Genomic DNA, 21646 nt, shown 5'->3' with positions numbered 1-21646 from the left:
GATCGAACTCGGCCAGGCGACCGAGTCCGCCGTCTGCGGAGCAGCGGCGATCAAACACAGGAGGGTCTCGTGAAGCTCGTCGTCGTCGGCGACTCGTTGCTCGACGTGGACGTGCTCGGCACCGCCGAGCGGCTGTGCCCGGACGCGCCCGCGCCCGTGCTGGACGTGCAGGAGGAACGGGCGCGGCCCGGTGGCGCGGGACTGGCCGCCGCGCTGGCCGCGGCCGACGGCGTGAACGTCACGCTCGTCACCGCCGTCGCCGACGACGAGGACGGTCACCGGCTGCGCGACGAGCTGGCCCGGGTGCCGTCCGTGTTGGGGCCCTCGCCGACGCCGACGCCGGTCAAGACCCGGCTGCGCTGCGGCGACCACTCGATCGCCCGGCTCGACCGGGGCGGCGGCCCCGGCACGCCCCACGCCACCGACGACATGCTCGACGCCGTCCTGGAAGCCGACTTCGTGCTCGTCTCCGACTACGGCCGCGGGCTGGCGCGCGATGAACGGCTGCGCGGCGTGCTCGCCCGCCGCCCGGTGGTCTGGGACCCGCACCCGCGCGGTCCGGACCCGGTGCCCGGCGCCCGCCTGGTCACGCCGAACGCCGCCGAGGCGAAGGCGTTCAGCGGTCACGCCGACCCGATGGACGCCCTGGAGGCGCTGCGGGACCGGTGGCGGGCACGGGCCGTGGTCGTCACGCTCGGCGCCGACGGCGCGCTGCTGCACGGCGGCGGCACGCCGGTCGCCGTCCCCGCGCCGCGCGTGCCCGTGGTCGACCCGTGCGGTGCGGGCGACCGGTTCGCGGCGACGGCCGCGGCACGGCTCATGCAGGGCGCGGCCATGGACGACGCGGTCGCCGACGCCGTGACGTCCGCCGCCGAGTTCCTGCGCTGCGGCGGGGCCTCCGGCTTCCGGCCCGTGGACCGGCTGTCCACAGCAGACGCGGTGCGGGCGCGCGGCGGCACGGTCGTCGCCACCGGAGGCTGCTTCGACCTGCTGCACGCGGGCCACGTCCGCACGCTGCGCGCCGCCCGGTCGCTCGGCGACTGCCTGGTGGTGTGCCTGAACTCCGACGCGTCCGTGCGCCGGCTCAAGGGCCCGGACCGGCCGGTCACCCGGGAGCAGGACCGGGTCGAGGTGCTGCGCGCGCTGGGCTGCGTGGACGACGTGGTGGTGTTCGAGGACGACACGCCGGAGCGCGTGCTGGCCGCCCTGCGCCCGGACGTGTGGGTCAAGGGCGGCGACTACACCGTTGATTCGTTGCCGGAGGCGGACCTGGTGAGGGGCTGGGGCGGGCGGACCGTCGTCGTGCCCTACCACCGGGGCCGTTCGACCACCGAGATGCTGTCGAGGAGGGGCTGATGCTCGGCCAGGTGTTGGTGACCGGAGGCGCGTCCGGCTTGGGCGCGGCCGTGGTGCACGCGGTGCACGAGCTGGGCGGGCGCCCGCTGGTGCTGGACAAGGCCGCGCCGTCCTCGCCGGAGGTGGCCGACTTCGAGTCGGTCGACCTGTCGGACACCAGGGCGGCGGAACGCGCGGTGCGGGCCATCGCCGAGCGCAACGGCGGCCTGCGGGCCGTCGTCACGGCGGCGGGCACGGACGCGTGCGGCCGGCTGGACGACGTGTCCGGCGCGGACTGGGACCGCGTGGTGATGGTGAACCTGCTCGGCACCGCGGCGGTGGTGCGGGCGGCGTTGCCGATGCTGGACGGCGGTCGCGTGGTGACCATCGCGTCGACGCTGGGGTTGCGCGCGGTCAGCGACGCCACCGCGTACTGCGCCTCGAAGTTCGGCGTGGTCGGCTTCACCAGGGCGCTGGCCGCCGAGACCGCCGGGCGGGTCGGCGTCACGCTGGTGATCCCCGGCGGGATGCGCACGCACTTCTTCGACGACCGGGCCGAGCAGTACCGGCCGCCGGACGACAGCAAGCTGAACCCGCCGGAGCGGGTCGCCGACGCGATCGTGTTCGCGTTGCGCCAGCCCGAGGGCTGCGAGGTGCGCGAACTCGTGGTCGCCCACGCCGAGGAGGGGTCTTGGCCGTAGCGTCCCGGCTCGACACGGGTCGGGCGTTCGCCAGGGTGCTGCTGCCGACGGCGGCCAACGGCGTGGTCGTGCGCCGGCCGGCCGTGATGGCCATGGCCGAGAAGGTGCGGGCGGACGCCGCCGCGGTGGCCACCATGAGGCGGTTCCGCGCGCGGTACGGCCCGGAACCCCTGCGGCTGCGGGTGACCGGTCGCAGCATCGCGCTGCTGCTGGACCCCGTGGACGTGGCGCGGCTGCTGGCCGACTCGCCGTCTCCGTTCGCCCTGGCCACCCGCGAGAAGACCGCCGCGCCGGCGCATTTCCAGCCGCACGGCGCGCTGATCTCGACGGGGGAGGAGCGGGCGCGGCGGCGCGCGGTGAACGACGACGCGCTGCGGCCGGACCGGATCGACGTGCCGGGGATCGTGGCCGACGAGGCGGACCTGCTGCTGCGGCACGTCCGCAGCACCGGCGGGCTGACCTGGGACGCGTTCGCCCAGGCGTGGTGGCGCGCGGCGCGGCGGGTCGTGCTCGGGTCGTTCGCGAGGGAGGACGTCGAGCTCACCGACGCGCTGAGCACGTTGCGCGGCAACGCGAACCGCTACCTGCACCCGCGCCGGGACGCGCTGCGCGAGCGGTTCGAGGAGCGGTTGCGCGCCCACCTGGTCCGCCGCGAGCCCGGCAGCCTCGCGAGCCTCGGCGCACCTGAGGAGTTGCTCGGCCAGGCGCCGCACTGGCTGTTCGCGTTCGACGCGGCGGCCATCGTGACCATGCGCGCGCTGGCGATGGGCGGCGAGGGCGAGGCCGGGATCTGGGAGTCGGCGCGGTTGTGGCCGACGACGCCGGTGATCCTGCGCGAGAGCGCCGAACCCACCCGCTGGCACGGCACGTGGCTACCGGCCGGCACCACGTTCGTCGTGTTCGTGCCGTACTTCCACCGCGACCCGGACCGGTTGCCCTACGCCGACTCCTACGCGCCGGACAACTGGCCCGCGCCGAACGATCCCGGCCTGGTGCCGTTCAGCGGCGGTCCGGGCATCTGCCCCGGACGCGACCTCGCGCTGGTCGCCGGCAGCACGATGCTCGACGCCTTGCGCGACCACCTGGACGTGCCGACGGTGCGCGCGCCGCTGCCCGTGACGCTGAACCACTTCGGGCTGTCGTTCGTCACCCGTAGTAATGGTTGAACGGCCCCTCCAAGGGGTACGTGGGGGCGGTGAGTCAGGCTGAGGAGTCACACCAACGGAGATTGGCCCGCAACCTCAACGAGTTGCTGCAGGAACTGCGCGTGGCGCAGGCCGGCGTGCAGATCCTGTTCGGCTTCCTGCTGTCGATCGCGTTCACCGAGCGCTACGCGACGGCCGACGGCTACATCCGCGCCACTCATCTGATCACCGTGCTGTTCGCGGCGTGCGCCGTCGCGCTGCTCACCGCGCCCGCGGCCTGGCACCGGCTGCTCTTCCGCCGCGGCAGGCGGGAGGACGTGATCGAGGCGGCCAACCGCTTCGCGATCGTCGGGCTGGCGGCCCTCGCGGTCGCCATGACGGGCACGATCCTGCTGCTCGCCGAGGTCATCGTCGGCGGCTGGGTGGCCATCGTGCTCGGCGTCTTCGCGGCCCTGCTGTTCGGCACGTTGTGGTTCGCGTGGCCGTGGCGCGAGCGCAGCCGGGACACCATCGCGGACGACGACGTGGACGACGAGGACCGCCTCGAGTGAGCGGCGGTGCCGGTCAGCCGGTCTCGTCCGTGCTGTTGTGCGGGGTGCCGACGGGCTTGGACTCCGGCGATCCCCGCTGGCGCAGGTAGACGCTCAACACCACCATCGAGCCGATGGCCAGGAACTCGGACTGCCAGTTCTGCAGCGACCGGTTCCAGAAGTCGGCCGACAGCACGTACTCCCACCACGTCACCGGGTCTTGGAACGTGTTCAGCTGGTCGTTGTTGTACGCGCTGCGCCCGGCGATCGACTGGGTCAGCCACGAGCCGATGAACAGGCCGAGCATCACCAGGCCGAGCGAGTTCGAGTACAGCGCCGTGCGCCAGCCGCCCGCCTTCGCCCACGGCGGCGACTGCTCCTTCGCGTGCTCGCCCAGCAGTTGGTCCTCGTCGGACTCCGAACCCATGCGGTCGGCCGGCTTCGACTCGGGCGAGCCGCGCTGCATCAACCACACCGTGGCGAAGATGAACAGGAAGAACTGGAGGTACTCGGACTGCCAGTTCTCGGCCACGTCGACGGCGAAGTCCGACGAGGTCACGTACTGCCAGAAGCCGATCGGGTCACCGCCGTCGGTGAGCCGCCGGTTGTTGAGGTCCGCGTTGCCCGCGAACGCCTGCCCGACCAGCGTCGCCAGGCACAGCAGGCCGAACACCAGCCCCAAGCCGTTGTCCCGCAGGAACCTCCTCACAGGCCCACCAGCCCGATGACGCTGAAGTACACCAGCAGGCACAGCACACCCAACAGGTAGGCGTAGAACATCCCGCGCTGCGTCACGGTCCACCCACCTCGCACGCGTACGGCCGTTCCTCCTGCGACTCGCAGCCCGCGCCCGCCACCCGCCACCCGTCCGCCAGCTCCCGCAGGAACAGCACGTCGTCGGAGGTGTGGACCTGTGCCGCGTCACCCCAGACCTCGACCGCCTCCACCGTCCCACCGGGCACGTCGAGCGACGAGCACTCCACGTCCTCGCGCGCGCGTTCGGTCAACAACCCGCAGGCCCGGTCGGCGTCGCCCGAGGCGACCGCCGCCGTGAACTCCTCCGCCGCGCGCCGGACCAGGTCGTCCGAGGCCGTGCCGCACCCGCCCGCCACCAACACCACCGGCAACGCCACGGCGCGCAACCACCGAAAGCGGATCATGGTGGGACGATAACGCCTCACGGGCGCAGCAGCACTTTGACGGCGTTGTCCTGCTTGCGCTGGAAGATCTCGTAGGCGTGCGGCGCCTCGTCGAGCGGCAGGTGGTGGGTGGCGAAGGCGTCCACGCCGAGCGGGTCGTCGTCGGTGAGCAGCGGCAGGATCTCCGGCACCCAGCGCCACACGTTGGCCTGGCCCATCCGCAGCTGCACCTGCTTGTCGAACAGGGTCAGCATCGGCATCGGGTCGGCCATCCCGCCGTACACGCCGGAGATCGAGATGGTGCCGCCGCGCCGCACGGTCTCGATCGCCAACCGCAGCGCGTGCAGGCGGTCCACGCCCGCGGTCCGCATGAACGGCGCCGCGATGGCGTCCGGCAGCAGGCCGACGGCCTGGTGGGCGAGCTTCGCGACGGGCGCGCCGTGCGCCTCCATGCCGACGGCGTCGATCACGGCCTCCGGCCCGCGCCCGCCGGTGAGCTCGCGGATGTGGTCCACCAAGTGGCTGTCCCGCACGTTCAGCACGGTCACGCCGTGCCCGCGGGCCCGCGCCATGCGCTCGGGCACGAGGTCCACCCCGATGACCGTCTCGACGCCGCGGTGCTGCGCGATCCGGGTCGCCATGTCGCCGATCGGGCCGAGCCCGAGCACGACCAGGCTGTCCCGCGTGCCCGCGTACTCCACCGCCTGCCACGCCGTGGGCAGCACGTCGGAGAGGTAGACGAACCGGTCGTCCGGCGGGCCGTCCGGGACCTTGATCGGCAGCGTGTTGCCGAACGGCACCCGCAGGTACTCGGCCTGCCCGCCGGGCACCTGCCCGTACAGCTTGGTGTAGCCGAACAGCGCCGCGCCCGACCCCTGCTCGCGCACCTGGGTCGTCTCGCACTGCGACTGCAGGCCGCGGTCGCACATGAAGCACGCGCCGCAGGAGATGTTGAACGGCACCACGACCCGGTCGCCCGGCGCGACCTCGGTGACCTCGGCGCCGACCTCCTCGACCACGCCCATCGGCTCGTGCCCGAGGATGTCGCCCTCGTCGATGAACGGGCCCATCACCTCGTACAGGTGCAGGTCGGAGCCGCACAAGCCGGTGGACGTGATGCGGACGACGACGTCGGTCGGCTCCTTGAGGATCGGATCCGGCACGGTGTCCACGCGCACGTCCCGCTTGCCGTGCCAGGTGACGGCCTTCATCGGTGCTCCCGGGTTGGACGGCCGCTGCTCCGCAGACGGCGGGCGAGGGCGGTGGATCGTCCACGCCCTGTGTTCCCGACGATCGATCGAACAGCGTGATCGCCGGGAAAGAGCGCGAACGATCGACGCGACCTCGCGGGTGGGCTCGCGATCGAGCCCTCGGGTTCCCGGCACGGCGTGTGGCAAACACCGCCACGGGTACCCGCAGCGCATGAGCGCACCACTTCCGCAGGACCGGGCGGGCGCGCCCCAGCGCGCGGTCGTGACCGGCTCCGACTCCGGCATCGGCAGGGCCGTCGCGGTCGCGCTGGCGGGTGGCGGCGTCGACGTCGGCATCACGTTCCACGCCGACGCCGACGGCGCTTCGGCCACCGCCCGGGAGGTCCGGGAGAAGGGCGTCCAGGCGGCCGTGCGCCGACTCGACCTGACCGACCTGCCCACCGCCGCGTCCGCGGTCGACGACCTGGCCGCCGAGCTGGGCGGCATCGACGTGCTGGTGAACTGCGCCGGCACCGGCACCGCGCAGAAGGCCATGGACATGGACTTCGACACCTGGCGCGGTGTGCTGTCGGTCGACCTCGACGGCGCGTTCCTGTGCGCGCAGCGCGCGGCCAAGCACATGATCAAAGCGGGTCGGGGCGGTCGGATCATCAACATCACCAGCGTCCACGAGCACCAGCCTCGGGTCGGCGCGGCACCGTACTGCGCGGCGAAGGCCGGGCTCGGGGCGTTGACCAAGGTGCTGGCGCTGGAACTGGCCGAGCACGCCATCACGGTGAACTCGGTCGCGCCCGGCGAGATCTCCACGCCGATGACGGGTCAGGAGGACGTGGACCCGCGCACCGAGCCCCGGCCGGGCGTGCCGCTGGGCCGTCCCGGGCACGCCGGCGAGGTGGCGGCCGTGGTGGCGTTCCTCGCGACGCCGGCGGCCGGGTACGTGACGGGCGCGTCGTTCGTGGTGGACGGCGGCATGACCTTGATGGGCCCGCAGGCGAGCCAACTCCTCACCGATCGGAGCTGGTTGCAGCCCTAGCGGGCCAGGTGGACGTCAGGCCTCTCGGGTGGAGCCCCGGTCGGCCCGGGTGGCGCGGCGCGTCGCGGAGGCGGCCACCGCCAGGGCCAGGAGGCGGAGCAGGTTGCCGCGGTGCCAGGTGGTCGTCAGCCGGCGGCGGTCCTCGTCGGTCAGCGGTTCGTCGTCGCGCAGCAGGCGCAGGTTGACGGTCCTGACCAGGTAGCCCGTGAGCGCCGCGGCCACCAGCGTGCCGGCCGTCGCCGCGGCGACGGCCCGCCGGTCGCCGCCGGAGCGCGCCAAGGCCACCGCCGTGGCCGCCAGCGTCACCGGTGCCGCCGGCACGTAGTAGCGGACGGGGCTCCCGGCCGCCAGGAGCCCCGGCGCCCGGTTCGGTCGGGCGTCCACGAGGAGCCGGGGCACGTCCACCACCGCCTCGTAGACGTTGCCGAAGAACCAGTGGGCCTGACCGAGTCGCGCGATCGCGGCCCACGGCATCTGGAATCCCATCCGCCGATCCTACGACCGGGCGTGCCGCGACCGGACTACGAGCGGGCCTTGGCGGTCTTGCGGTTGTTCGCCTTGCCGATCGCCTCCACCAGCTGCTGCTTGGTCATGCTCGACCGGCCCGGCACGTCCAGCTTCTTGGCCAGGTCGTAGAGGTGCTGCTTGCTCGCGTTGGCGTCCACGCCGCCCGCCGTCCGGCCCTGCTTCGGCGTGCTGCGCGCGGCCTGCTCGTCGGACGGGCCCTTGCGGTCCTTGGGCTCCCAGTGGTCGCCGACCTTCTCGAACGAGTGCTTCAACGCGGCGAAGGCGGTCCGGTGCGAGCGCTGGCCCTCGCCGTACGTCTGCACGGCCGAGTCGTGCGCCTTGATCCACGTCCGCTGCGCCTTCTTCGGCGAGCGGGCGATCGTGCTCGGCAACTCCTCACGTCCGGGCATGGCTGTCCTCCTCGGGGCTTCGCCTCGGGTTTCACCTCGGGCACCTGGGTACCCGGAGGCCATGACGGACATGCGTGCCGACGCACTCGACGTCCACAGCCCGGTCGACGGTCAGCTGATCGGCTGGCTGCCCACCGCCACGGACGAGGACGTGGCGGGCTCGGTGCTCACCGCGCGCGAGGCGCAACCCGGCTGGGCGGCCACACCCGCCGCCGAACGGGGAACCGCGCTGAAAGCCGCCGCCCAGGCGATCCGGGAGCACGCGGCGGACCTGGCGAACGTCCTGAGCTCCGAGACCGGCCGCCCGTTCACGTCCGCACGGGACGGTGTGCTGGCCGGCGTGTCCACGTTGGAGCAGTACGCCGAACTGGGTCCGGTCCACCGCGGCCGGTCGCTCCAGGGCTCCCCCGACGCGGCCGACTTCATGATCCCGGAACCGCGCGGCGTGGTCGTCGCGCTGACACCGTGGAACGACCCGGTCGCCGTGTCCTGCGGCCTGCTCGGCGCGGCCCTGGTGACCGGCAACACGGTCGTGCACAAGCCGAGCGAACGCTGCCCGCACACGGGCGTGCTGCTCGCGCAGCTCATGGTCGACCACTTCCCGCCGGGCGTGCTCCAGAGCCTCACCGGCGACGCCTCGGTGGGCGCGGCGCTGGCCGCGTCACCGCACGTGGACGTCGTCGCGCACGTCGGCGGCACGGCGACCGGCCGCTCGATCGCCGCCGCGTGCGCCCGGACCGGGACGAAGGCGCTGCTGGAGAACGGCGGCAACGACCCGCTGCTGGTCGACGCCGACGTGGACCCGGTCTGGGCCGCAGAGCAGGCCGCGATCGGCGCGTTCACCAACGCGGGCCAGCTGTGCACCTCCGTGGAACGGATCTTCGTGCACCAGGCCGTGGCCGACGGGTTCCTGGCCGCGCTGTGCGAACAGGCCCGGCGGTGGAACGCCGACCCGCAGCCCCTGGTGGACCTCCGGATGCGGGAGCACGTGCACGCGCACGTCGCCGAGGCGGTGGCGGACGGCGCGCAACCGCTGGTCGGCGGCGAGATCCCGGACCGCGAGGGCGCGTACTACCCGGCCACCGTGCTCGACCGCTGCACGCCGGACATGCGCGTGATGAGGGAGGAGACGTTCGGCCCGGTCGCGCCCGTGCGCGTGGTGCCGTCGTTCGAGGAGGGCCTGGCCGAGGCGTGCGTGGACGAGCACGGCCTGGCCGCGACCGTGCTCACCGGGTCCATGGCCCACGCGCAGCACGCGTGGCGGGCGCTGCCCGTCGGCACGGTGAAGGTCAACGCGGTGTTCGGCGGTGCTCCCGGCGGCGCGGCCCAGCCGCGCCGGCTGTCCGGCACCGGGTTCGGCTACGGTCCCGAGCTGCTGGACGAGATGACGACGGTGAAGGTCGTGCACCTCGGGCAGGCTCAGATCCAGCCCTCGTCCCAGGCCAGCCGGGCGGCTTCGTAGCGGGTGGCCACACCGAGCTTCGTCATCGCCGACGACAGGTAGTTGCGCACCGTGCCCGCCGCCAGGTGGGCCTCACCGGCGATCGTGGCCACCGTGCCGCCCTGGAGCGCGTACCGCAGCACGTCCAGCTCCCGCGCGGTCAACGGGCACACGCCCTCGGTCAGCGCGGCGGCGGCGATCTCGGAGTCGACGTAACGCCGGCCGGCGTGCACGTCGCGCAGGATCGAGGCGAGCTGCGCGGCCGGCGTCGTCTTGGGCACGAACCCGCGCACACCCGCGCTCAACGCCCGCCGCAGCACGCCCGGCCGCGCGTGCCGGGTCACGATCACCACCGCGACACCGTCCAGCCCGCGCACCGCCTCCGCCGCGAGCACGCCGTCCCGCCGCGGCATCTCCAGGTCGAACACCGCGATGTCGGGCCTGTGCGCCCGCACCGCCGCGACCGCCGCGTCGCCGTCGCTGGCCTGCGCGACCACCGAGATGTCGTCCTCCAGCTCCAGCAACGCCGCCAGCGCGCCCCGGATCAGGTCCTCGTCGTCGGCCAGCACCACGCGGATCACCGGCCCACCCCCGCCTTCCCGACCAGCTCGAACCCGTCCGGACCCGCCGGACCGACGTCGACGCGCCCGCCGACGGCGGCGAACCGCTCGCGCAGCCCGGCCAGCCCCGCGCCGCCCTCGTCCTCCGTGCCCGGGAAGTCGGCCGACACGCCGTCGTTGCGCAGCCGCACGCACACCTGCCCGTCGACCACCTCGATCAGCACGGCGCAGCGCCGTGCCCGGCTGTGCCGCAGCACGTTCGTCGTGCCCTCCCGCACCAGCGCCCCGAACAGCGGCTGCAACGGCGGCGGCACGCCGGCCGCGTCACCGGAGACCGTGGTCTCGATGCCCGCCGCCCGCAGCACGCCCACCGCGTTCGTGATCTCCGTGCCCAGGCTCGCCCGCCGGTAGCCCTGCACCACCTCGCGGGTCTCCTTCAGCGCCGTCCGCGCCAGCTCCGCCACCTCGCCCGCGTGCTGCCTGGCCAGCTCGTCGTCCCGGCCGATCAGCCGCTGCGCCAGCTCGCCCTTCAGCGCGATGGCCTGCAGGTGGTGGCCCTGGATGTCGTGCAGGTCGGCGGCGAACCGCAGCCGCTCCTCGGCCACGGCCAGCGCCTCGGCGGTCTTGCGGGTCTGCTCCTGCTGCACCGCCATGTCCCAGATCCACAGCTGGGCCAGGTCGGCGAACACCAGCGCGACGACCATCACCCCGGCCATGAGCATCGCCGGCCAGGCGTCGTCACCGCCGAACAGCCCGCCGACCGCGATCGACAGCACCGCCATCACGGTCACCACCGGCCAGCGGCTGCGCGACGGCAGGATCGCGCCCACGTGCGCGACCACCAGGGCGGGCAGCATGGCCCAGGCGGGCATGAAACCACCGGTGCCGCTCGTCACCGCCCACGCCACCAGCGCCACCGCGAACGTCGCCGCGTGCTCCCACGGCGGGCCGTCGCCGCGGCCGAGCCCGAGCATGGCCTGCCGCATGTACCGGGTGTGCTGGACGATCACCACGGCCACGGCCGACGCCAGCAGCACCGACTGGAGCACGCCGCGGTGGTGCGCGAACAGGTCGGCCACCGTGCCGAGGCCGGCGACCGTGCCGCCCGCCACGACCGTCCACCACGTGTAGCGGCGGAGCCTGTTCAGAGGAGTCACGAGCTGAATCTACGGCCGGATCCCACCGGTGTCTGCTGACATCTGTCACACGGACCGGTGCGCGTCGGCACTGGGTGCCGCCCGTGCCCGCGACCACGATGGTGGCATGGGAGAAACGGTGATCGACGTGGCGGACCTCAGGTGCCGCTACGGTGACTTCGAAGCCGTGCGAGGGGTGGACTTCGAGGTTCGGCGGGGTGAGTTGTTCGCGCTCCTGGGCACCAACGGCGCGGGCAAGACCACGACCATGGAGACGTTGGAAGGGCTGCGCGCCCCGTTCGGCGGCACCGTGCGGGTGCTGGGGCTCGACCCGTTCCGGGAACGGGCGGCGTTGCGCTCGCGCACCGGGATCATGTTGCAGGACAGCGGGTTCCCGGCCGACCTGACCGCGCGCGAGATGGTGGCCCTGTGGGGCGTCACGAGCGGTCGGCGCGCCACCGAGGACGTGCTCGAGCGGCTGGACCTGGCGCACCGGCGCGACGTGCGGATCAAGCAGCTGTCCGGCGGCGAGCGGCGGCGGCTCGACCTCGCGCTGGCCGTGCTCGGCCGGCCGGAGCTGCTGTTCCTGGACGAGCCGACGACCGGGTTGGACCCCGAGTCGCGGCAGCGGACGTGGGAGGTGGTGCGCGGGCTGCTGGCCGAGGGCACGACCGTGGTGCTGACCACGCACTACCTGGAGGAAGCCGAGTCGCTCGCGCACCGGCTCGCGATCCTGCACGAGGGCCTCGTCGCGGTGTCCGGCGCGCTGGTGGACGTGCTCGCCGCCCAGCCGGCGCGCATCGAGTTCGACCTGCCGGACCGGCTCGACGTGGGCGCGTTGCCGATGTTGTCCGGCGACGTGGTGCACCGGCCGACCGGCCGGGTCGAGGTGCGCACCGGCGAGCTGCAGGACGACATGGCGGAGCTGCTGGCGTGGGCGCGGCGGGAGGGCCTGAGGTTGGGCCGGATCCGCGCGCACCACGCGTCGCTGGAGGACGTGTTCCACAGTGCCCGGACGGGCAAGGAGGTAGTGGCCGCATGATCGCCGCACTGGGCGTGGCCGAGCTGAAGCTCTTGCTGCGCAACCGGACCGCCGCCGCGTTGGCCGTGCTGATGCCGCTGGCGACGGGTGTCTACTTCGCGCTGACGATGGACGGCGAGCAGTCCGGCTGGACGATGGTCGTCACGCTCCAACTGCTGTTCTCGTTCGGGTTCACCGTGTACGTGACGGTGACGACGTCGTTGACCGCCCGCAGGCAGGACCTCTACCTGAAGCGGCTGCGGACGGGCGCGGCGTCGGACGTCGTCGTGCTGACCGGCGTCCTGCTGCCGGTGGTGGTGCTCGGCCTCGCGCAGGCGTTCGTGCTGCTGGGCATCAGCGTGGCGGCGGGCGCGCCGATGCCCGCCCGGCCCGAGCTGCTGGTGCTCGCCATGGTCGGCGGCGTGGCGCTCAGCTGCGCGGCGGGCGTGTGCACCAGTGGCGTCACCGGCACGGCGGAACTCGCCCAGATCACCACGGCGCCGTTCTTCTTCGCCCTGATCATCGGAGGGCTGTTCGGGTCGAACGGCAACCTGGAGCTGCCGGTGTTCCTGGTGCCGGGCACCGGCCTCGGCACGCTGGTCGGCGCGGCGTGGGGCGGACCGGCCGACCAGATCGGCCCCGCGGCGCTGTCCGTGGCGCTGTGGACGGTCGCCGCCACCGCCCTGGCCGCCCGCTTCTTCCGCTGGGACCCGCGCGGGTAGGCCGTCAGCCGACGGGGGAGAAGTCCGTGCTCTGGACGTACTCCATCGCCGCGACGAACGCGGGGTCGACCATCCGGGCCGCCAGCTCGTCCGGGGTCGGCTCCGCGACGCGCTGGTGGACCCACCACAGGTTCCCGAACGGGTCGCGCAGGCGGCTCACCCGGTCGCCCCAGAACAGCTCGGTCGGCTCGGTCACCACGACCGAGCCGCGGGCGACGGCCCGCCGCAGCACCTCGGCGTCATCGGCGACGTAGAGCCGCAGGAACGCCGGGGTGGCCGGCCACCCCGGCGTGTCGAACATCATCACCACCGAGTCGCCGACGCGGACCTCGGCGTGGCCGATCACCCCGTCGACCTCCACGCGGCCCAGTTCGACGGCGTCGAGGACGGCGACCGTGAAGTCGATCAGTTCGGCCGTGTGACCTGCGGTGATGATCCAGGGCGTCACGGTGTGGTAGCCGTCGGGCACAACGTTCACTTGATCGTCTCCTCGTTCCGCGTGGCGGTTCTCCGACGAGGACGACGGTAGTGACGATGTAGGTCAGGTCCGGTCCTACCGGGTCGGTCCGGGGTGTCGCCGGCCCAGCGAGACCAGGTGGAACCCCGCCTCGGCCACCTTCTCGGCCGGCAGCAGGTTGCGGGTGTCCACGATGACCGGACGGGTCATCGCGGCGGCCAGGTTCGGCCAGTCCAGCTCCGCGAACTCGGGCCACTCGGTCAGCACCACCAGCCCGTCCGCGCCCTCGGCCACCGCCTCGGCCGAGTCGAGCACCCGCACCGGACCGCAGTCCTCCGCGACGCACGGGTCGTAGCCGGTCAGCCGCGCGCCCTCCGCCGCCAGCAGCGAGGCCACCGCCAGGGCGGGCGAGTCGCGCAGGTCGTCGGTGCCGGCCTTGAACGTCAGCCCGAGCAGCCCGAGCCGCACGCCGGCCAACGCGCCGCCCACCGCCTCGCGCACCATCGCGACCACGCGGTGCGCCTGGTGGCCGTTCGTGCCGATGGTCGCGCGCAGGAGTGGGAAGTCGACCCGCGCGTCCTCGGCCGTGGACAGCAGCGCCCTGGTGTCCTTGGGGAAGCACGAACCACCCCAGCCCGGACCCGGCTCCAGGAACGACGACCCGATCCGGTCGTCCAGCCGCATGCCCTCGGTCACGTCGCCGATGTCCGCGCCGACCCGCTCGCACAGCTCGGCCAGGCTGTTGACGTAGGACAGCTTCATCGCCAGGAAGCAGTTGCTCGCGTACTTCACCAGCTCGGCGCTCGCGCTGCCGGTGACCAGCGCCGGCGCGCCGGTGCCCGCGTACAGCGCGACCACCCGCCGTGCCGCGTCCTCCGCTTCCGACCCGACCACGACCCGTTGGGGTCGCAGGAAGTCGTCCACCGCGTGCCCCTCGCGCAGGAACTCCGGGTTGGACACCACCTGCACGTCCGGCCGGCCCACCAGCTCCGCCACCCGCTCGGTCGTGCCGGCGGGCACCGTCGACTTGATCACCAGGACGCAGCCGGGCCGGACCGCGTCCCGGGCCTCGCGCAGCACCGCGTGCACCGCGGTGAGGTCGGCCGCGCCGTCCGCGCCGGTCGGCGTCGGCACGCAGAGGAACACGAAGTCCACATCGGACAGCGCGTCGGCGTTGCCGGGCACGAACCGCAGCCGCCCGGCCCGCAACCCCTCCGCGACCAGGTCCGCCAGCCCCGGCTCGTGCGCGCCGATCTCGGCCCGGCCGAGCGCCGCCACCTTCGCCTCGTCCACGTCCGCGCACACCACGGTGTGCCCGAGCCGCCCGAAGCACGCCGCGGAGGTCAACCCGACATAGCCCGCGCCGATGACGCCGATCCTGGCCACGGTCCACCTCCCAGTAGCGATCGCGCGGCGTCCAACACCTCGTCCACGGTGATCCCGAGCAGCCCCGGGTCGGGTCGGTCGGCGAACGTGTCGCCGGTCGTGCCGTGCCACAGCACGCGGTGGGGCCCCGACCTCGGCCCCCACTCGGCCGGCGGCACCGGCCCGAACAGCACCACGGACGGGGTGCCGTAGGCGGTGGCGACGTGCGCCACGCCGGTGTCGCCGCAGACGACGAGTCGCGCGCCGGCCGCCAGGTCGAGCAACCCCGCCAGGTCCCCGATCCGCGTCCGCCCCGGCGCGACCGCGCGGACCAGCGGCTCTTCGGCGGGGCTCCCGGTCACCACCACGTCCGGGCCCAACGCCCGCGCCACCGCCGCGAACCGGTCGGCCGGCCAACGCCGGGCGGCGTGGCTCGCGCCGGGGTGCACGACGATCGCGTCGTGGCGCGGCAACGGCGGCAGGCGCAGGTCGGCCGGGTCGCAGGCGATGCCGAACTGCGCCAGCAGCCGGCACCACCGCAGCACCTCGTGCTGGTGCCGGGGCCACGGCACGTGCACCCCGTGCGTGATCAGCCGGGCGGGGTGGGTGGCGCGGAGCAGCTCGGTGCTCTGGGGCCCGCGTCCGTGCAGGTTGACCGCCAGGTCCGGCGAGGCGTAGTCGATGGGCACGAGCCCTTCGGTGGGCAGCAGCCGGTCGACCGCGTCGATCCGGGCCACCGCGTCGGCCAGCCAGCCCGGCGCGGCCAGGGTGATCTCGGCGTCGGGGTGCGCGCGGCGCAACCCGCGCAGCGCGGGGACGGCCGTCAGCAGGTCGCCGAGCCCGAGCGCGCGCAACACGAGCATCCTCACGACCGCACCGTCCCGGACCCGGGATCGATCCCGGCCTCACGCGCCGCCCCGGCCGCTGGTGCGGACACCCCGGGCCCGCCTGCTGTCCTGCGCCTGACTGTGGTCCCGGATCCCTCCGCCGCCGCAGACCTGCCTGCCGCCCGGCGCCCGTCTGCCGACCCGGACCCGCGCGGCGAGGCCGCGGACCCGCGCGTCGTCCGCGTGCCCGTCCTGCTCGCCGCCGCCCTCGTCTCGACCCGCGAACGCAGCCGATCCAGCGCGTCGGCCACCAGCACGACCCGCCGACCCGGCCCTCCCGCAGCGGGCACGGCCCGGTGGCGCACCTCGCCGCGCAGCCGGTGCCAGCACGCCGCCGGCGGGATCGCGAGGCTGGTCACGACCATCCTCGCCACCTCGTCCCGGGTCCGCGGCCCGGGCGCGATGCGCCGCGCGGCGAACCACCCGGTCAACCCGGCCCACGCCCCGCCGAACGCCACCGCCGCCTTCCACCACCCGAGAAGTCCGCAAAGGACCGCCACCCCACCGGCCCCCGTGGTCGCCACGTGCCAGGGCAGCCTGCCGGGCGCGCCACCGATCCGCTCACGCCACCGCGGCCCCAACAACCGCCGCACCAACGCGTCGTCCGCGTTGCCCCGCTGCTGCTTCAGGCTGGCGAGGAACCCCGCCTCGCGCACGGGGTGCGTGGTCACCCGATCACCGTTCACGATCCGGTACCCGTGCGCCTGCACGCGCAACGCCAACTCGGCGTCCTCCCGGTACGCGCGCGGGAACCGTTCGTCGAACCCTCCCGCGTGCACCAAGGCCGCCCGCCGGTAAGCCATGTCCGCGGTGATCCACCGGGCGTCGGCCAGGCCCGCCGTGCCGCGCTCCCAGTCGGTCGGCCTGCGGTCCTCGGGCAGCGGCACGACGATCCGCGCCTGCGACGCGCCGACGTCCAGCCCCAGCCCCGCCAAGTCCCCGGCCAGCCGCAGCTTCCAGTCGCGCGGCGGCACCACGTCGTCGTCCAGGAACGCGACCCACTCGCAGCACGCGGCACGCCACCCGGCGTTGCGCGCGGCGGCCGGGCCGCGACCGCCGGAACGCAGCACGCGCGCCGAGTGCGTCGGCGGCAGGGGTCCGGCCTCGGGCCGGTCGTCCACCACGATGATCTCGCGCGGAGGCGGGCCGACACCGTGCTCCACCGCGTCCAGCACGACGCGCAGGCTGTCCCGGCCGACGGTGGGGATCACCACCGCGTAGTCGACGCTCACGGCCGCCGCCGCACCACGAACCGGCCGATCGCCAGCAGGTCGACCGGCGCCGAGCCGAAGCACTCCAGCGCGTCGCGCGGGTCGTCCACCATCGGCCGCCCGGCCGTGTTCAGGCTCGTGTTCACCACGACGGGCACGCCCGTGCGCCGGTCGAACTCGCGGATCACCCGAGCCATCAGCGGCTCTGCCCCCGGGTCGACGGTCTGCACGCGCGCGGTGCCGTCCACGTGCACGACCGCCGGGATCCGGTCACGCCACTGCGGGCGCACGTCGTGCACGAAGAGCATGTACGGGCTCGGCAACGGCCCCCGTTCGAACAGCTCGGCCGCGCGGTCGGCCAGCACCATCGGCGCGATCGGCCGGAACTGCTCGCGCCCCTTCACCTCGTTGAGCCGGGCCAGGTTCTCCGCCCGCCCGGGGTGCGCGAGCAGCGACCGGCGGCCCAACGCCCGCGGCCCGTACTCGCTGCGACCCTGGAACCAGGCGACCACCTGGTCGTCGGCCAACGCCTCGGCCACCGCTACGGCCACGTCGTCCGGCTCCTCGTAAGCGATCTTCGCGGTGCGCAGGTAGTCCTCGACCTGCGCGTCGGTCCACGACCGGCCGAGGTCCGCGCCGGGCATCGGGCCGGCGGGCTCGCCCGCGTCCGCGACCACCTGCAACGCCGCACCCAGCGCGGTGCCGGCGTCACCGGCCGCCGGCTGCACCCACACCTCGTCGAACGGCCCCTCGGCGAAGATCCGCGTGTTCGCCACGCAGTTGAGCGCCACGCCGCCCGCCATGGTCAGCCGCTTCTGCCCGGTCCGCTCGTGCAGCCACCGGACCAGGTCCAACAGCACTTCCTCGACGCGCACCTGCACGCTGGCCGCCAGCTCGGCGTGCTCGCGCGTCACCTCGCCGTCCGGGTCGCGGCGCTTGGCCAGCGTCGCCCAGTCCAGCGGCGTCACCGCGAACCCGCCGTCCTCGGTCGCGCGCACGTGCTCGCGCAGCAGGTCCAGGTGCTTGGGCTCGGCGTAGGAGGCCAGCGCCATCACCTTGTACTCGTCGCTGGAGCGCAGGAAGCCGAGGTGCTCGGTCAGGTCCTCGTAGAGCAGGCCGAGCGAGTGCGGCAGGTGCTGCGCGGCCAACGTCTCCAGCTTGTGGTCGCGGTAGCTGCCCGCCAGGTGCGAGCGGCACTCGCCACGACCGTCGTTGACCAGCACGGCGCAGTCGCCGTCGAACGGCGCGGCCAGGCCCGTCGACGCGGCGTGCGCCACGTGGTGCGGCACGAACCGCACGATCGCCGGGTCCAGCCCCGGCAGCGCGGTGGCCAGGAAGTACGGCGCGCGGCGGGCGTACTCGGTGCGCAGGTCCTCCCACGGCACGTCGTTCGGCTCGACCAGGTCCGGGTCGTAGGAGTAGGCGACGGCGTCGAGGTCGGCCGGCGTCAGCCCGGCGTGCTCCAGGCACCAGCGTGCCGCCTGCTCGGGCTGTTCCCACGCGGAGAACGGCACCGGCCGCTTGCCGTGCTTGCGCCGCGAGAACCGTTCCTCCTCCGCGGCGGCCACCACCTCGCCGTCCACCACGAGGGCGGCGGCGGGGTCGTGGAAGACCGCGTTGACACCGAGCACCCGCACGGTTCTCCCCTTTCGCTCGACTCCTGTGTGGACCGGACCCGGTGCGACCGTCGCGGACCGGTGTCGTCCGACTACCCGACGAGTTGACGGTCAAACGACCGCCGCAGCCCCTCGTCCAACCCGATCTCCGGCTGCCAGCACAGCACCCGGCGGGCCAGCGAGATGTCCGGGCGGCGTCGGCGGGGGTCGTCGGTCATCGCGTCGACGTGCTCGATCGTGGACGTGCTGCCGATCAGCTCGATGACCTTGCGCGCCACCTCCAGCACGGTGACCTCCTCGGGGTTGCCGAGGTTCACCGGACCGGGGTGGTCGCACTCCGCCATCGACAGCAGGCCCCGCACCAGGTCGTCCACGTGGCACAGCGACCGCGTCTGCGTGCCGTCGCCGTGCACGGTCAGCGGCTCTCCCGCGCGGGCCTGCCGCACGAACGTCGGGATCATCCGGCCGTCGTCGGGCCGCATCCGGGCGCCGTAGGTGTTGAAGATGCGGACGATCCCGGTGTCCACGCCGTACTCGCCGCGGAACGCGGAGGTCATCGCCTCGCCGAAGCGCTTGGCCTCGTCGTAGACGCTGCGCGGGCCGACCGGGTTGACGTTGCCCCAGTACGTCTCGCGCTGCGGGTGCTCCAACGGGTCGCCGTACACCTCGCTGGTGGAGGCGATGACGATCCGCGCGTTCTTGCGCCGCGCCAGCTCCAGCGCGTGCAGCGTGCCGAAACCGCCCGACTTGAGCGTGTCGACGGGCATGCGCAGGTAGTCGACCGGTGACGCCGGGCAGGCCAGGTGCATCACCAGGTCGACGTGGCCGAGCAGGTCGAGCGGTTTGGCCACGTCCTCGACCACCACGCCCAGCCTCGGGTCGTCCGGCAGGTTGTCCGGCGACCCGGTGCGGAAGTCGTCGACGCACACCACCCGCGTGCCGCGCTTGAGCAGCGCTTCGCACACGTGCGAGCCGAGGAACCCGGCCCCACCCGTCACCACCGCTCGTTCGAATCCCATGAACTGGGCCTACCCGTGGAGCCGATGGGTAACCACCACTTCCCGGGGTAGCACTCGGTGGTGTCCCGAACGACGGTGGTGACAGCGACCCGTGACCGCGCGGACGACCTCGCGCCCACGCTCGCCCGCCCCCGGGAGCTGGACGTGCCGGTCGTCGTGGTCGACAACGGCTCGTCGGACGACACGGTGGCGCGCGTACGGCGGGGGTTCGACGAGGTCGACTTGCCGGCCTTGGGGCACAACGAGGGCGCCTTGGCGCGCAACCGCGGCGTGCGGCACGCGACCACCCGTACGTCGCGTTCAGCGACGACGACTCGTGGTGGGCGTCCGACGCCCTGCCGCGTGCCGAGGACCTGTTCGCGCGACACCCGGGCTGGGCTTGATCGCGGCTCGCACGATCGTGGAGCCCGGTGGCGGGCTGGACCCGGTGTGCGCCGAGATGGCCCGGTCGGCGCTGGACGGTGAGGACGACCTGCCCGGACCGTCCGTGCTGGGGTTCGTGTGCTGCGGCGCGATCGTGCGGCGGTCGGCGTTCCTCGGCGTCGGCGGGTTCCACTCCGTGCTGTTCCGGCCGAGGGAGGAACGGCTGTTCTCGTGGACGTGGCCGCGTCCGGCTGGGCGTGCTGCTACGTGGACGACGTCGTGGCGCACCACCGGCCGTCGTCGTCCCGGCTGCCGTCGGCCTGGCGGCGGCGCGTGGAGCTGCGCGACGACCTGCTCACCGCCTGGCCGCGCCGCCCGGCCGGCGTGGTGCTCGGCGAGGTGGAACGACGGGTGGCGATCATCAGCTGACCGGCGTCTCGGTCTCCACGACGACCTCGCCGACGTGGTCCACCCGGTAGCCGACACCGCGCACGGTCGTGATGATCGACGCCGCCTCGCCCAGCTTGTGCCGGATCCGCCGCACGTGCACGTCCACCGTGCGGGTGTCCACGGTGCTCGTCGTGCCCCACACGCTCGCCATCAGCGCGGTCCGCCGGTGCACCCGGTGCGGGTTCGCGCACAGGTGGTGCAACAGGTCGAACTCCAGCCGGGTCAGCTCCACGGCCACGCCGCGGCGCAGCACGCGGCGCGAGTCGGCCAGGATCCGCAGCTCCGGCTCGACCCGCGCGACCGGCAGGTCGACCACCACGTCCGCGGCCGGCAGGTCGAGCGCCGCGCGCAGCGCCTCGGCCAGCCGTCCCGCCGCGTCCACCACCGGGGTGCCGGTCGCGGAGACGCGGATGACCACCCTCACCTCGACCTCCGCCACCTCGGACAATGCCGTCACGGTGGTGATCGGACCAGTGGGGCGTGCCGCAGGTCAACGCGTTCCAGCACGTGGGAGGCGTTGACAGCGGGCATGATGAGGCCCATGAGGACCATCACCCTGAACAACGGCGTCACCATGCCGCAGCTCGGTTTCGGCGTGTTCCAGGTGTCCATTGAGGACACCCCCGGTGCGGTGGCCGAGGCGTTGCGGGTCGGCTACCGCAGCATCGACACGGCCGCCGCCTACCGCAACGAGGAGCAGGTCGGCCGGGCCATCGCCGACTCGCCCGTGCCGCGCGACGAGATCTTCGTGACCACCAAGCTGTGGAACTCCGACCAGGGCTACGACGAGGCCCTGCGCGCGTTCGACGCGAGCGCCGAGCGGCTCGGCCTCGACCGGGTCGACCTGTACCTGGTGCACTGGCCCGCGCCCAAGCAGGACCGGTACGTCGACACCTGGCGCGCACTGGCCAAGCTGCACGCCGACGGCCGGGTGCGGGCGATCGGCGTGTCCAACTTCCAGCCCGCGCACCTGGAGCGGATCGTGGAGGCGACCGGCGCGGTGCCCGCGGTGAACCAGGTCGAGCTGCACCCGCGGCTCCAGCAGGCGGAGCTGCGCGCCGTCCACGCCCGGCTGGGCATCGCGACCGAGGCGTGGAGCCCGCTGGCGCAGGGCGCGCTGCTGTCCGACCCGGTCATCACCGGGATCGCGGCCAAGCACGGCCGCACGCCCGCGCAGGTCGTGCTGCGCTGGCACGTGCAGCTGGACAACGTGGTCATCCCCAAGTCCGTGACGCCGAGCCGGATCGCGGAGAACTTCGCCCTGTTCGACTTCGAGCTCGACGACGAGGACATGGGCCGGATCGGGGAACTGGACCGGGGCGAGCGCACCGGTCCCGATCCCGACACCTTCGGCTGACCGGCCGGACACCCGACGATCCCACCACCG

25 protein-coding genes are annotated in these 21646 nt (G+C 73.8%); 11 read left to right on the top strand and 14 right to left on the bottom strand.

Features of this window, described 5'->3' with window-relative positions:
* Positions 1 to 69 precede the first annotated feature (69 nt).
* From rfaE2 to AB0H12_RS02350, 4 genes are read left to right on the top strand one after another with little or no spacing between them, the layout of a single operon-like run.
* Positions 70 to 1356 carry a D-glycero-beta-D-manno-heptose 1-phosphate adenylyltransferase gene (gene rfaE2 / locus AB0H12_RS02365; RefSeq protein WP_499620207.1) on the top strand — a complete coding sequence of 429 codons (1287 nt, stop codon included), beginning with the start codon at positions 70 to 72 and terminating at the stop codon, positions 1354 to 1356.
* On the top strand, positions 1356 to 2036 hold the full coding sequence (locus tag AB0H12_RS02360) for an SDR family oxidoreductase (protein WP_499620206.1): 681 nt from the start codon (positions 1356 to 1358) through the stop codon (positions 2034 to 2036). Before rfaE2 ends, AB0H12_RS02360 begins: the two co-directional genes overlap by 1 nt.
* Positions 2027 to 3202, top strand: a complete 1176-nt coding sequence (locus AB0H12_RS02355; RefSeq protein ID WP_499620205.1) for a cytochrome P450 — start codon at positions 2027 to 2029, stop codon at positions 3200 to 3202. Before AB0H12_RS02360 ends, AB0H12_RS02355 begins: the two co-directional genes overlap by 10 nt.
* Before the next feature lie 29 nt (positions 3203 to 3231).
* The gene (locus tag AB0H12_RS02350) at positions 3232 to 3732 is read left to right on the top strand and encodes a DUF6328 family protein (RefSeq protein ID WP_499620203.1); all 501 of its coding nucleotides are present in this window, start codon (positions 3232 to 3234) and stop codon (positions 3730 to 3732) included.
* A 13-nt stretch (positions 3733 to 3745) separates the two neighbouring features.
* Here the strand turns inward: AB0H12_RS02350 and AB0H12_RS02345 are convergent, their stop codons facing one another.
* The 3 genes from AB0H12_RS02345 to AB0H12_RS02335 form a co-directional block, all read right to left on the bottom strand.
* Positions 3746 to 4420, bottom strand: a complete 675-nt coding sequence (locus AB0H12_RS02345; RefSeq protein ID WP_499620202.1) for a DUF6766 family protein — start codon at positions 4418 to 4420, stop codon at positions 3746 to 3748.
* 82 nt (positions 4421 to 4502) lie between these two features.
* Positions 4503 to 4871 (bottom strand): hypothetical protein, encoded by a 369-nt coding sequence (locus AB0H12_RS02340; RefSeq protein ID WP_499620201.1) that lies wholly within the window; start codon positions 4869 to 4871, stop codon positions 4503 to 4505.
* A 17-nt stretch (positions 4872 to 4888) separates the two neighbouring features.
* Positions 4889 to 6061, bottom strand: a complete 1173-nt coding sequence (locus AB0H12_RS02335) for a zinc-dependent alcohol dehydrogenase (protein ID WP_499620199.1) — start codon at positions 6059 to 6061, stop codon at positions 4889 to 4891.
* 211 nt (positions 6062 to 6272) lie between these two features.
* Here AB0H12_RS02335 and AB0H12_RS02330 point away from each other — a divergent pair, with 211 nt between their 5' ends.
* Positions 6273 to 7094, top strand: coding sequence for an SDR family oxidoreductase (locus tag AB0H12_RS02330; protein WP_499620198.1), 822 nt, complete (start codon positions 6273 to 6275; stop codon positions 7092 to 7094).
* 15 nt (positions 7095 to 7109) lie between these two features.
* Here AB0H12_RS02330 and AB0H12_RS02325 read toward each other — a convergent pair whose 3' ends face one another.
* The gene (locus AB0H12_RS02325; protein ID WP_499620196.1) at positions 7110 to 7580 is read right to left on the bottom strand and encodes a DUF1772 domain-containing protein; all 471 of its coding nucleotides are present in this window, start codon (positions 7578 to 7580) and stop codon (positions 7110 to 7112) included.
* 35 nt (positions 7581 to 7615) lie between these two features.
* Positions 7616 to 8011, bottom strand: a complete 396-nt coding sequence (locus AB0H12_RS02320) for a ChaB family protein (protein ID WP_499620194.1) — start codon at positions 8009 to 8011, stop codon at positions 7616 to 7618.
* 70 nt (positions 8012 to 8081) lie between these two features.
* Here AB0H12_RS02320 and AB0H12_RS02315 point away from each other — a divergent pair, with 70 nt between their 5' ends.
* On the top strand, positions 8082 to 9473 hold the full coding sequence (locus AB0H12_RS02315; protein WP_499620795.1) for an aldehyde dehydrogenase family protein: 1392 nt from the start codon (positions 8082 to 8084) through the stop codon (positions 9471 to 9473).
* On the opposite strand, the gene AB0H12_RS02310 is transcribed toward AB0H12_RS02315, so the two are convergent.
* Both AB0H12_RS02310 and AB0H12_RS02305 read right to left on the bottom strand, forming a co-directional pair.
* A complete protein-coding gene (locus AB0H12_RS02310) occupies positions 9431 to 10033 on the bottom strand; it encodes a response regulator transcription factor (protein ID WP_230570639.1) in 603 nt (200 codons plus the stop codon). The genes AB0H12_RS02315 and AB0H12_RS02310 overlap by 43 nt on opposite strands.
* Complete coding sequence (locus AB0H12_RS02305) at positions 10030 to 11169, bottom strand: sensor histidine kinase (protein WP_499620192.1); 1140 nt, start codon at positions 11167 to 11169, stop codon at positions 10030 to 10032. Before AB0H12_RS02305 ends, AB0H12_RS02310 begins: the two co-directional genes overlap by 4 nt.
* A 106-nt stretch (positions 11170 to 11275) precedes the next feature.
* Between AB0H12_RS02305 and AB0H12_RS02300 the strand changes: the two genes are divergently transcribed.
* Positions 11276 to 12190, top strand: coding sequence for an ABC transporter ATP-binding protein (locus AB0H12_RS02300; protein WP_499620191.1), 915 nt, complete (start codon positions 11276 to 11278; stop codon positions 12188 to 12190).
* Complete coding sequence (locus tag AB0H12_RS02295) at positions 12187 to 12891, top strand: ABC transporter permease (RefSeq protein ID WP_499620190.1); 705 nt, start codon at positions 12187 to 12189, stop codon at positions 12889 to 12891. Before AB0H12_RS02300 ends, AB0H12_RS02295 begins: the two co-directional genes overlap by 4 nt.
* Positions 12892 to 12895: 4 nt before the next feature.
* Here AB0H12_RS02295 and AB0H12_RS02290 read toward each other — a convergent pair whose 3' ends face one another.
* The 6 genes from AB0H12_RS02290 to AB0H12_RS02265 all read right to left on the bottom strand — a co-directional run bounded on the left by AB0H12_RS02290 (position 12896) and on the right by AB0H12_RS02265 (position 19446).
* On the bottom strand, positions 12896 to 13369 hold the full coding sequence (locus tag AB0H12_RS02290) for a VOC family protein (RefSeq protein ID WP_499620189.1): 474 nt from the start codon (positions 13367 to 13369) through the stop codon (positions 12896 to 12898).
* A 75-nt stretch (positions 13370 to 13444) separates the two neighbouring features.
* Entirely contained in the window at positions 13445 to 14734 is a 1290-nt protein-coding gene (locus AB0H12_RS02285; protein ID WP_499620187.1) for a UDP-glucose dehydrogenase family protein, read from the bottom strand.
* Positions 14692 to 15576: a glycosyltransferase family 9 protein gene (locus tag AB0H12_RS02280; protein WP_499620794.1), complete on the bottom strand. Its 885-nt coding sequence runs from the start codon at positions 15574 to 15576 to the stop codon at positions 14692 to 14694. The genes AB0H12_RS02285 and AB0H12_RS02280 overlap by 43 nt, the downstream gene beginning before the upstream one ends.
* Positions 15577 to 15578: 2 nt before the next feature.
* Positions 15579 to 16832: a glycosyltransferase family 2 protein gene (locus AB0H12_RS02275; protein WP_499620186.1), complete on the bottom strand. Its 1254-nt coding sequence runs from the start codon at positions 16830 to 16832 to the stop codon at positions 15579 to 15581.
* The gene (locus AB0H12_RS02270; protein WP_499620185.1) at positions 16829 to 18448 is read right to left on the bottom strand and encodes a carbamoyltransferase family protein; all 1620 of its coding nucleotides are present in this window, start codon (positions 18446 to 18448) and stop codon (positions 16829 to 16831) included. The genes AB0H12_RS02275 and AB0H12_RS02270 overlap by 4 nt, the downstream gene beginning before the upstream one ends.
* Before the next feature lie 71 nt (positions 18449 to 18519).
* Positions 18520 to 19446, bottom strand: a complete 927-nt coding sequence (locus tag AB0H12_RS02265) for an NAD-dependent epimerase/dehydratase family protein (protein WP_499620183.1) — start codon at positions 19444 to 19446, stop codon at positions 18520 to 18522.
* Between the two features lie 57 nt (positions 19447 to 19503).
* Between AB0H12_RS02265 and AB0H12_RS02260 the strand changes: the two genes are divergently transcribed.
* Both AB0H12_RS02260 and AB0H12_RS02255 read left to right on the top strand, forming a co-directional pair.
* Complete coding sequence (locus AB0H12_RS02260) at positions 19504 to 19911, top strand: glycosyltransferase family 2 protein (protein WP_499620182.1); 408 nt, start codon at positions 19504 to 19506, stop codon at positions 19909 to 19911.
* A gap of 129 nt (positions 19912 to 20040) precedes the next feature.
* On the top strand, positions 20041 to 20238 hold the full coding sequence (locus tag AB0H12_RS02255; RefSeq protein WP_499620180.1) for a hypothetical protein: 198 nt from the start codon (positions 20041 to 20043) through the stop codon (positions 20236 to 20238).
* Here the strand turns inward: AB0H12_RS02255 and AB0H12_RS02250 are convergent.
* The gene (locus AB0H12_RS02250) at positions 20231 to 20716 is read right to left on the bottom strand and encodes a winged helix-turn-helix domain-containing protein (RefSeq protein ID WP_499620178.1); all 486 of its coding nucleotides are present in this window, start codon (positions 20714 to 20716) and stop codon (positions 20231 to 20233) included. The genes AB0H12_RS02255 and AB0H12_RS02250 overlap by 8 nt on opposite strands.
* Positions 20717 to 20791: 75 nt before the next feature.
* Here AB0H12_RS02250 and AB0H12_RS02245 point away from each other — a divergent pair, with 75 nt between their 5' ends.
* Positions 20792 to 21616 carry an aldo/keto reductase gene (locus tag AB0H12_RS02245; protein WP_499620176.1) on the top strand — a complete coding sequence of 275 codons (825 nt, stop codon included), beginning with the start codon at positions 20792 to 20794 and terminating at the stop codon, positions 21614 to 21616.
* Positions 21617 to 21646 lie beyond the last annotated feature (30 nt).

It is taken from the genome of Actinosynnema sp. NPDC023794 (genome assembly GCF_040639675.1).
Classification (GTDB): domain Bacteria; phylum Actinomycetota; class Actinomycetes; order Mycobacteriales; family Pseudonocardiaceae; genus Actinosynnema; species Actinosynnema luteola.
Note: the sequence above shows the minus strand (reverse complement) of the source record. Positions and strands in the feature narration are given on the sequence as shown.

What these genes read in the sequence shown, in the direction of transcription:
- AB0H12_RS02330 (WP_499620198.1), top strand. Translation starts at nt 6,273, where the DNA reads ATGAGCGCACCACTTCCGCAGGACCGGGCGGGCGCGCCCCAGCGCGCG.
- AB0H12_RS02295 (WP_499620190.1), top strand. Translation starts at nt 12,187, where the DNA reads ATGATCGCCGCACTGGGCGTGGCCGAGCTGAAGCTCTTGCTGCGCAAC.
- AB0H12_RS02360 (WP_499620206.1), top strand. Translation starts at nt 1,356, where the DNA reads ATGCTCGGCCAGGTGTTGGTGACCGGAGGCGCGTCCGGCTTGGGCGCG.
- AB0H12_RS02265 (WP_499620183.1), bottom strand. Translation starts at nt 19,446, where the DNA reads ATGGGATTCGAACGAGCGGTGGTGACGGGTGGGGCCGGGTTCCTCGGC.
- AB0H12_RS02335 (WP_499620199.1), bottom strand. Translation starts at nt 6,061, where the DNA reads ATGAAGGCCGTCACCTGGCACGGCAAGCGGGACGTGCGCGTGGACACC.
- AB0H12_RS02320 (WP_499620194.1), bottom strand. Translation starts at nt 8,011, where the DNA reads ATGCCCGGACGTGAGGAGTTGCCGAGCACGATCGCCCGCTCGCCGAAG.
- AB0H12_RS02325 (WP_499620196.1), bottom strand. Translation starts at nt 7,580, where the DNA reads ATGGGATTCCAGATGCCGTGGGCCGCGATCGCGCGACTCGGTCAGGCC.
- AB0H12_RS02300 (WP_499620191.1), top strand. Translation starts at nt 11,276, where the DNA reads ATGGGAGAAACGGTGATCGACGTGGCGGACCTCAGGTGCCGCTACGGT.
- AB0H12_RS02280 (WP_499620794.1), bottom strand. Translation starts at nt 15,576, where the DNA reads ATGCTCGTGTTGCGCGCGCTCGGGCTCGGCGACCTGCTGACGGCCGTC.
- AB0H12_RS02340 (WP_499620201.1), bottom strand. Translation starts at nt 4,871, where the DNA reads ATGATCCGCTTTCGGTGGTTGCGCGCCGTGGCGTTGCCGGTGGTGTTG.
- AB0H12_RS02315 (WP_499620795.1), top strand. Translation starts at nt 8,082, where the DNA reads ATGCGTGCCGACGCACTCGACGTCCACAGCCCGGTCGACGGTCAGCTG.
- AB0H12_RS02245 (WP_499620176.1), top strand. Translation starts at nt 20,792, where the DNA reads ATGAGGCCCATGAGGACCATCACCCTGAACAACGGCGTCACCATGCCG.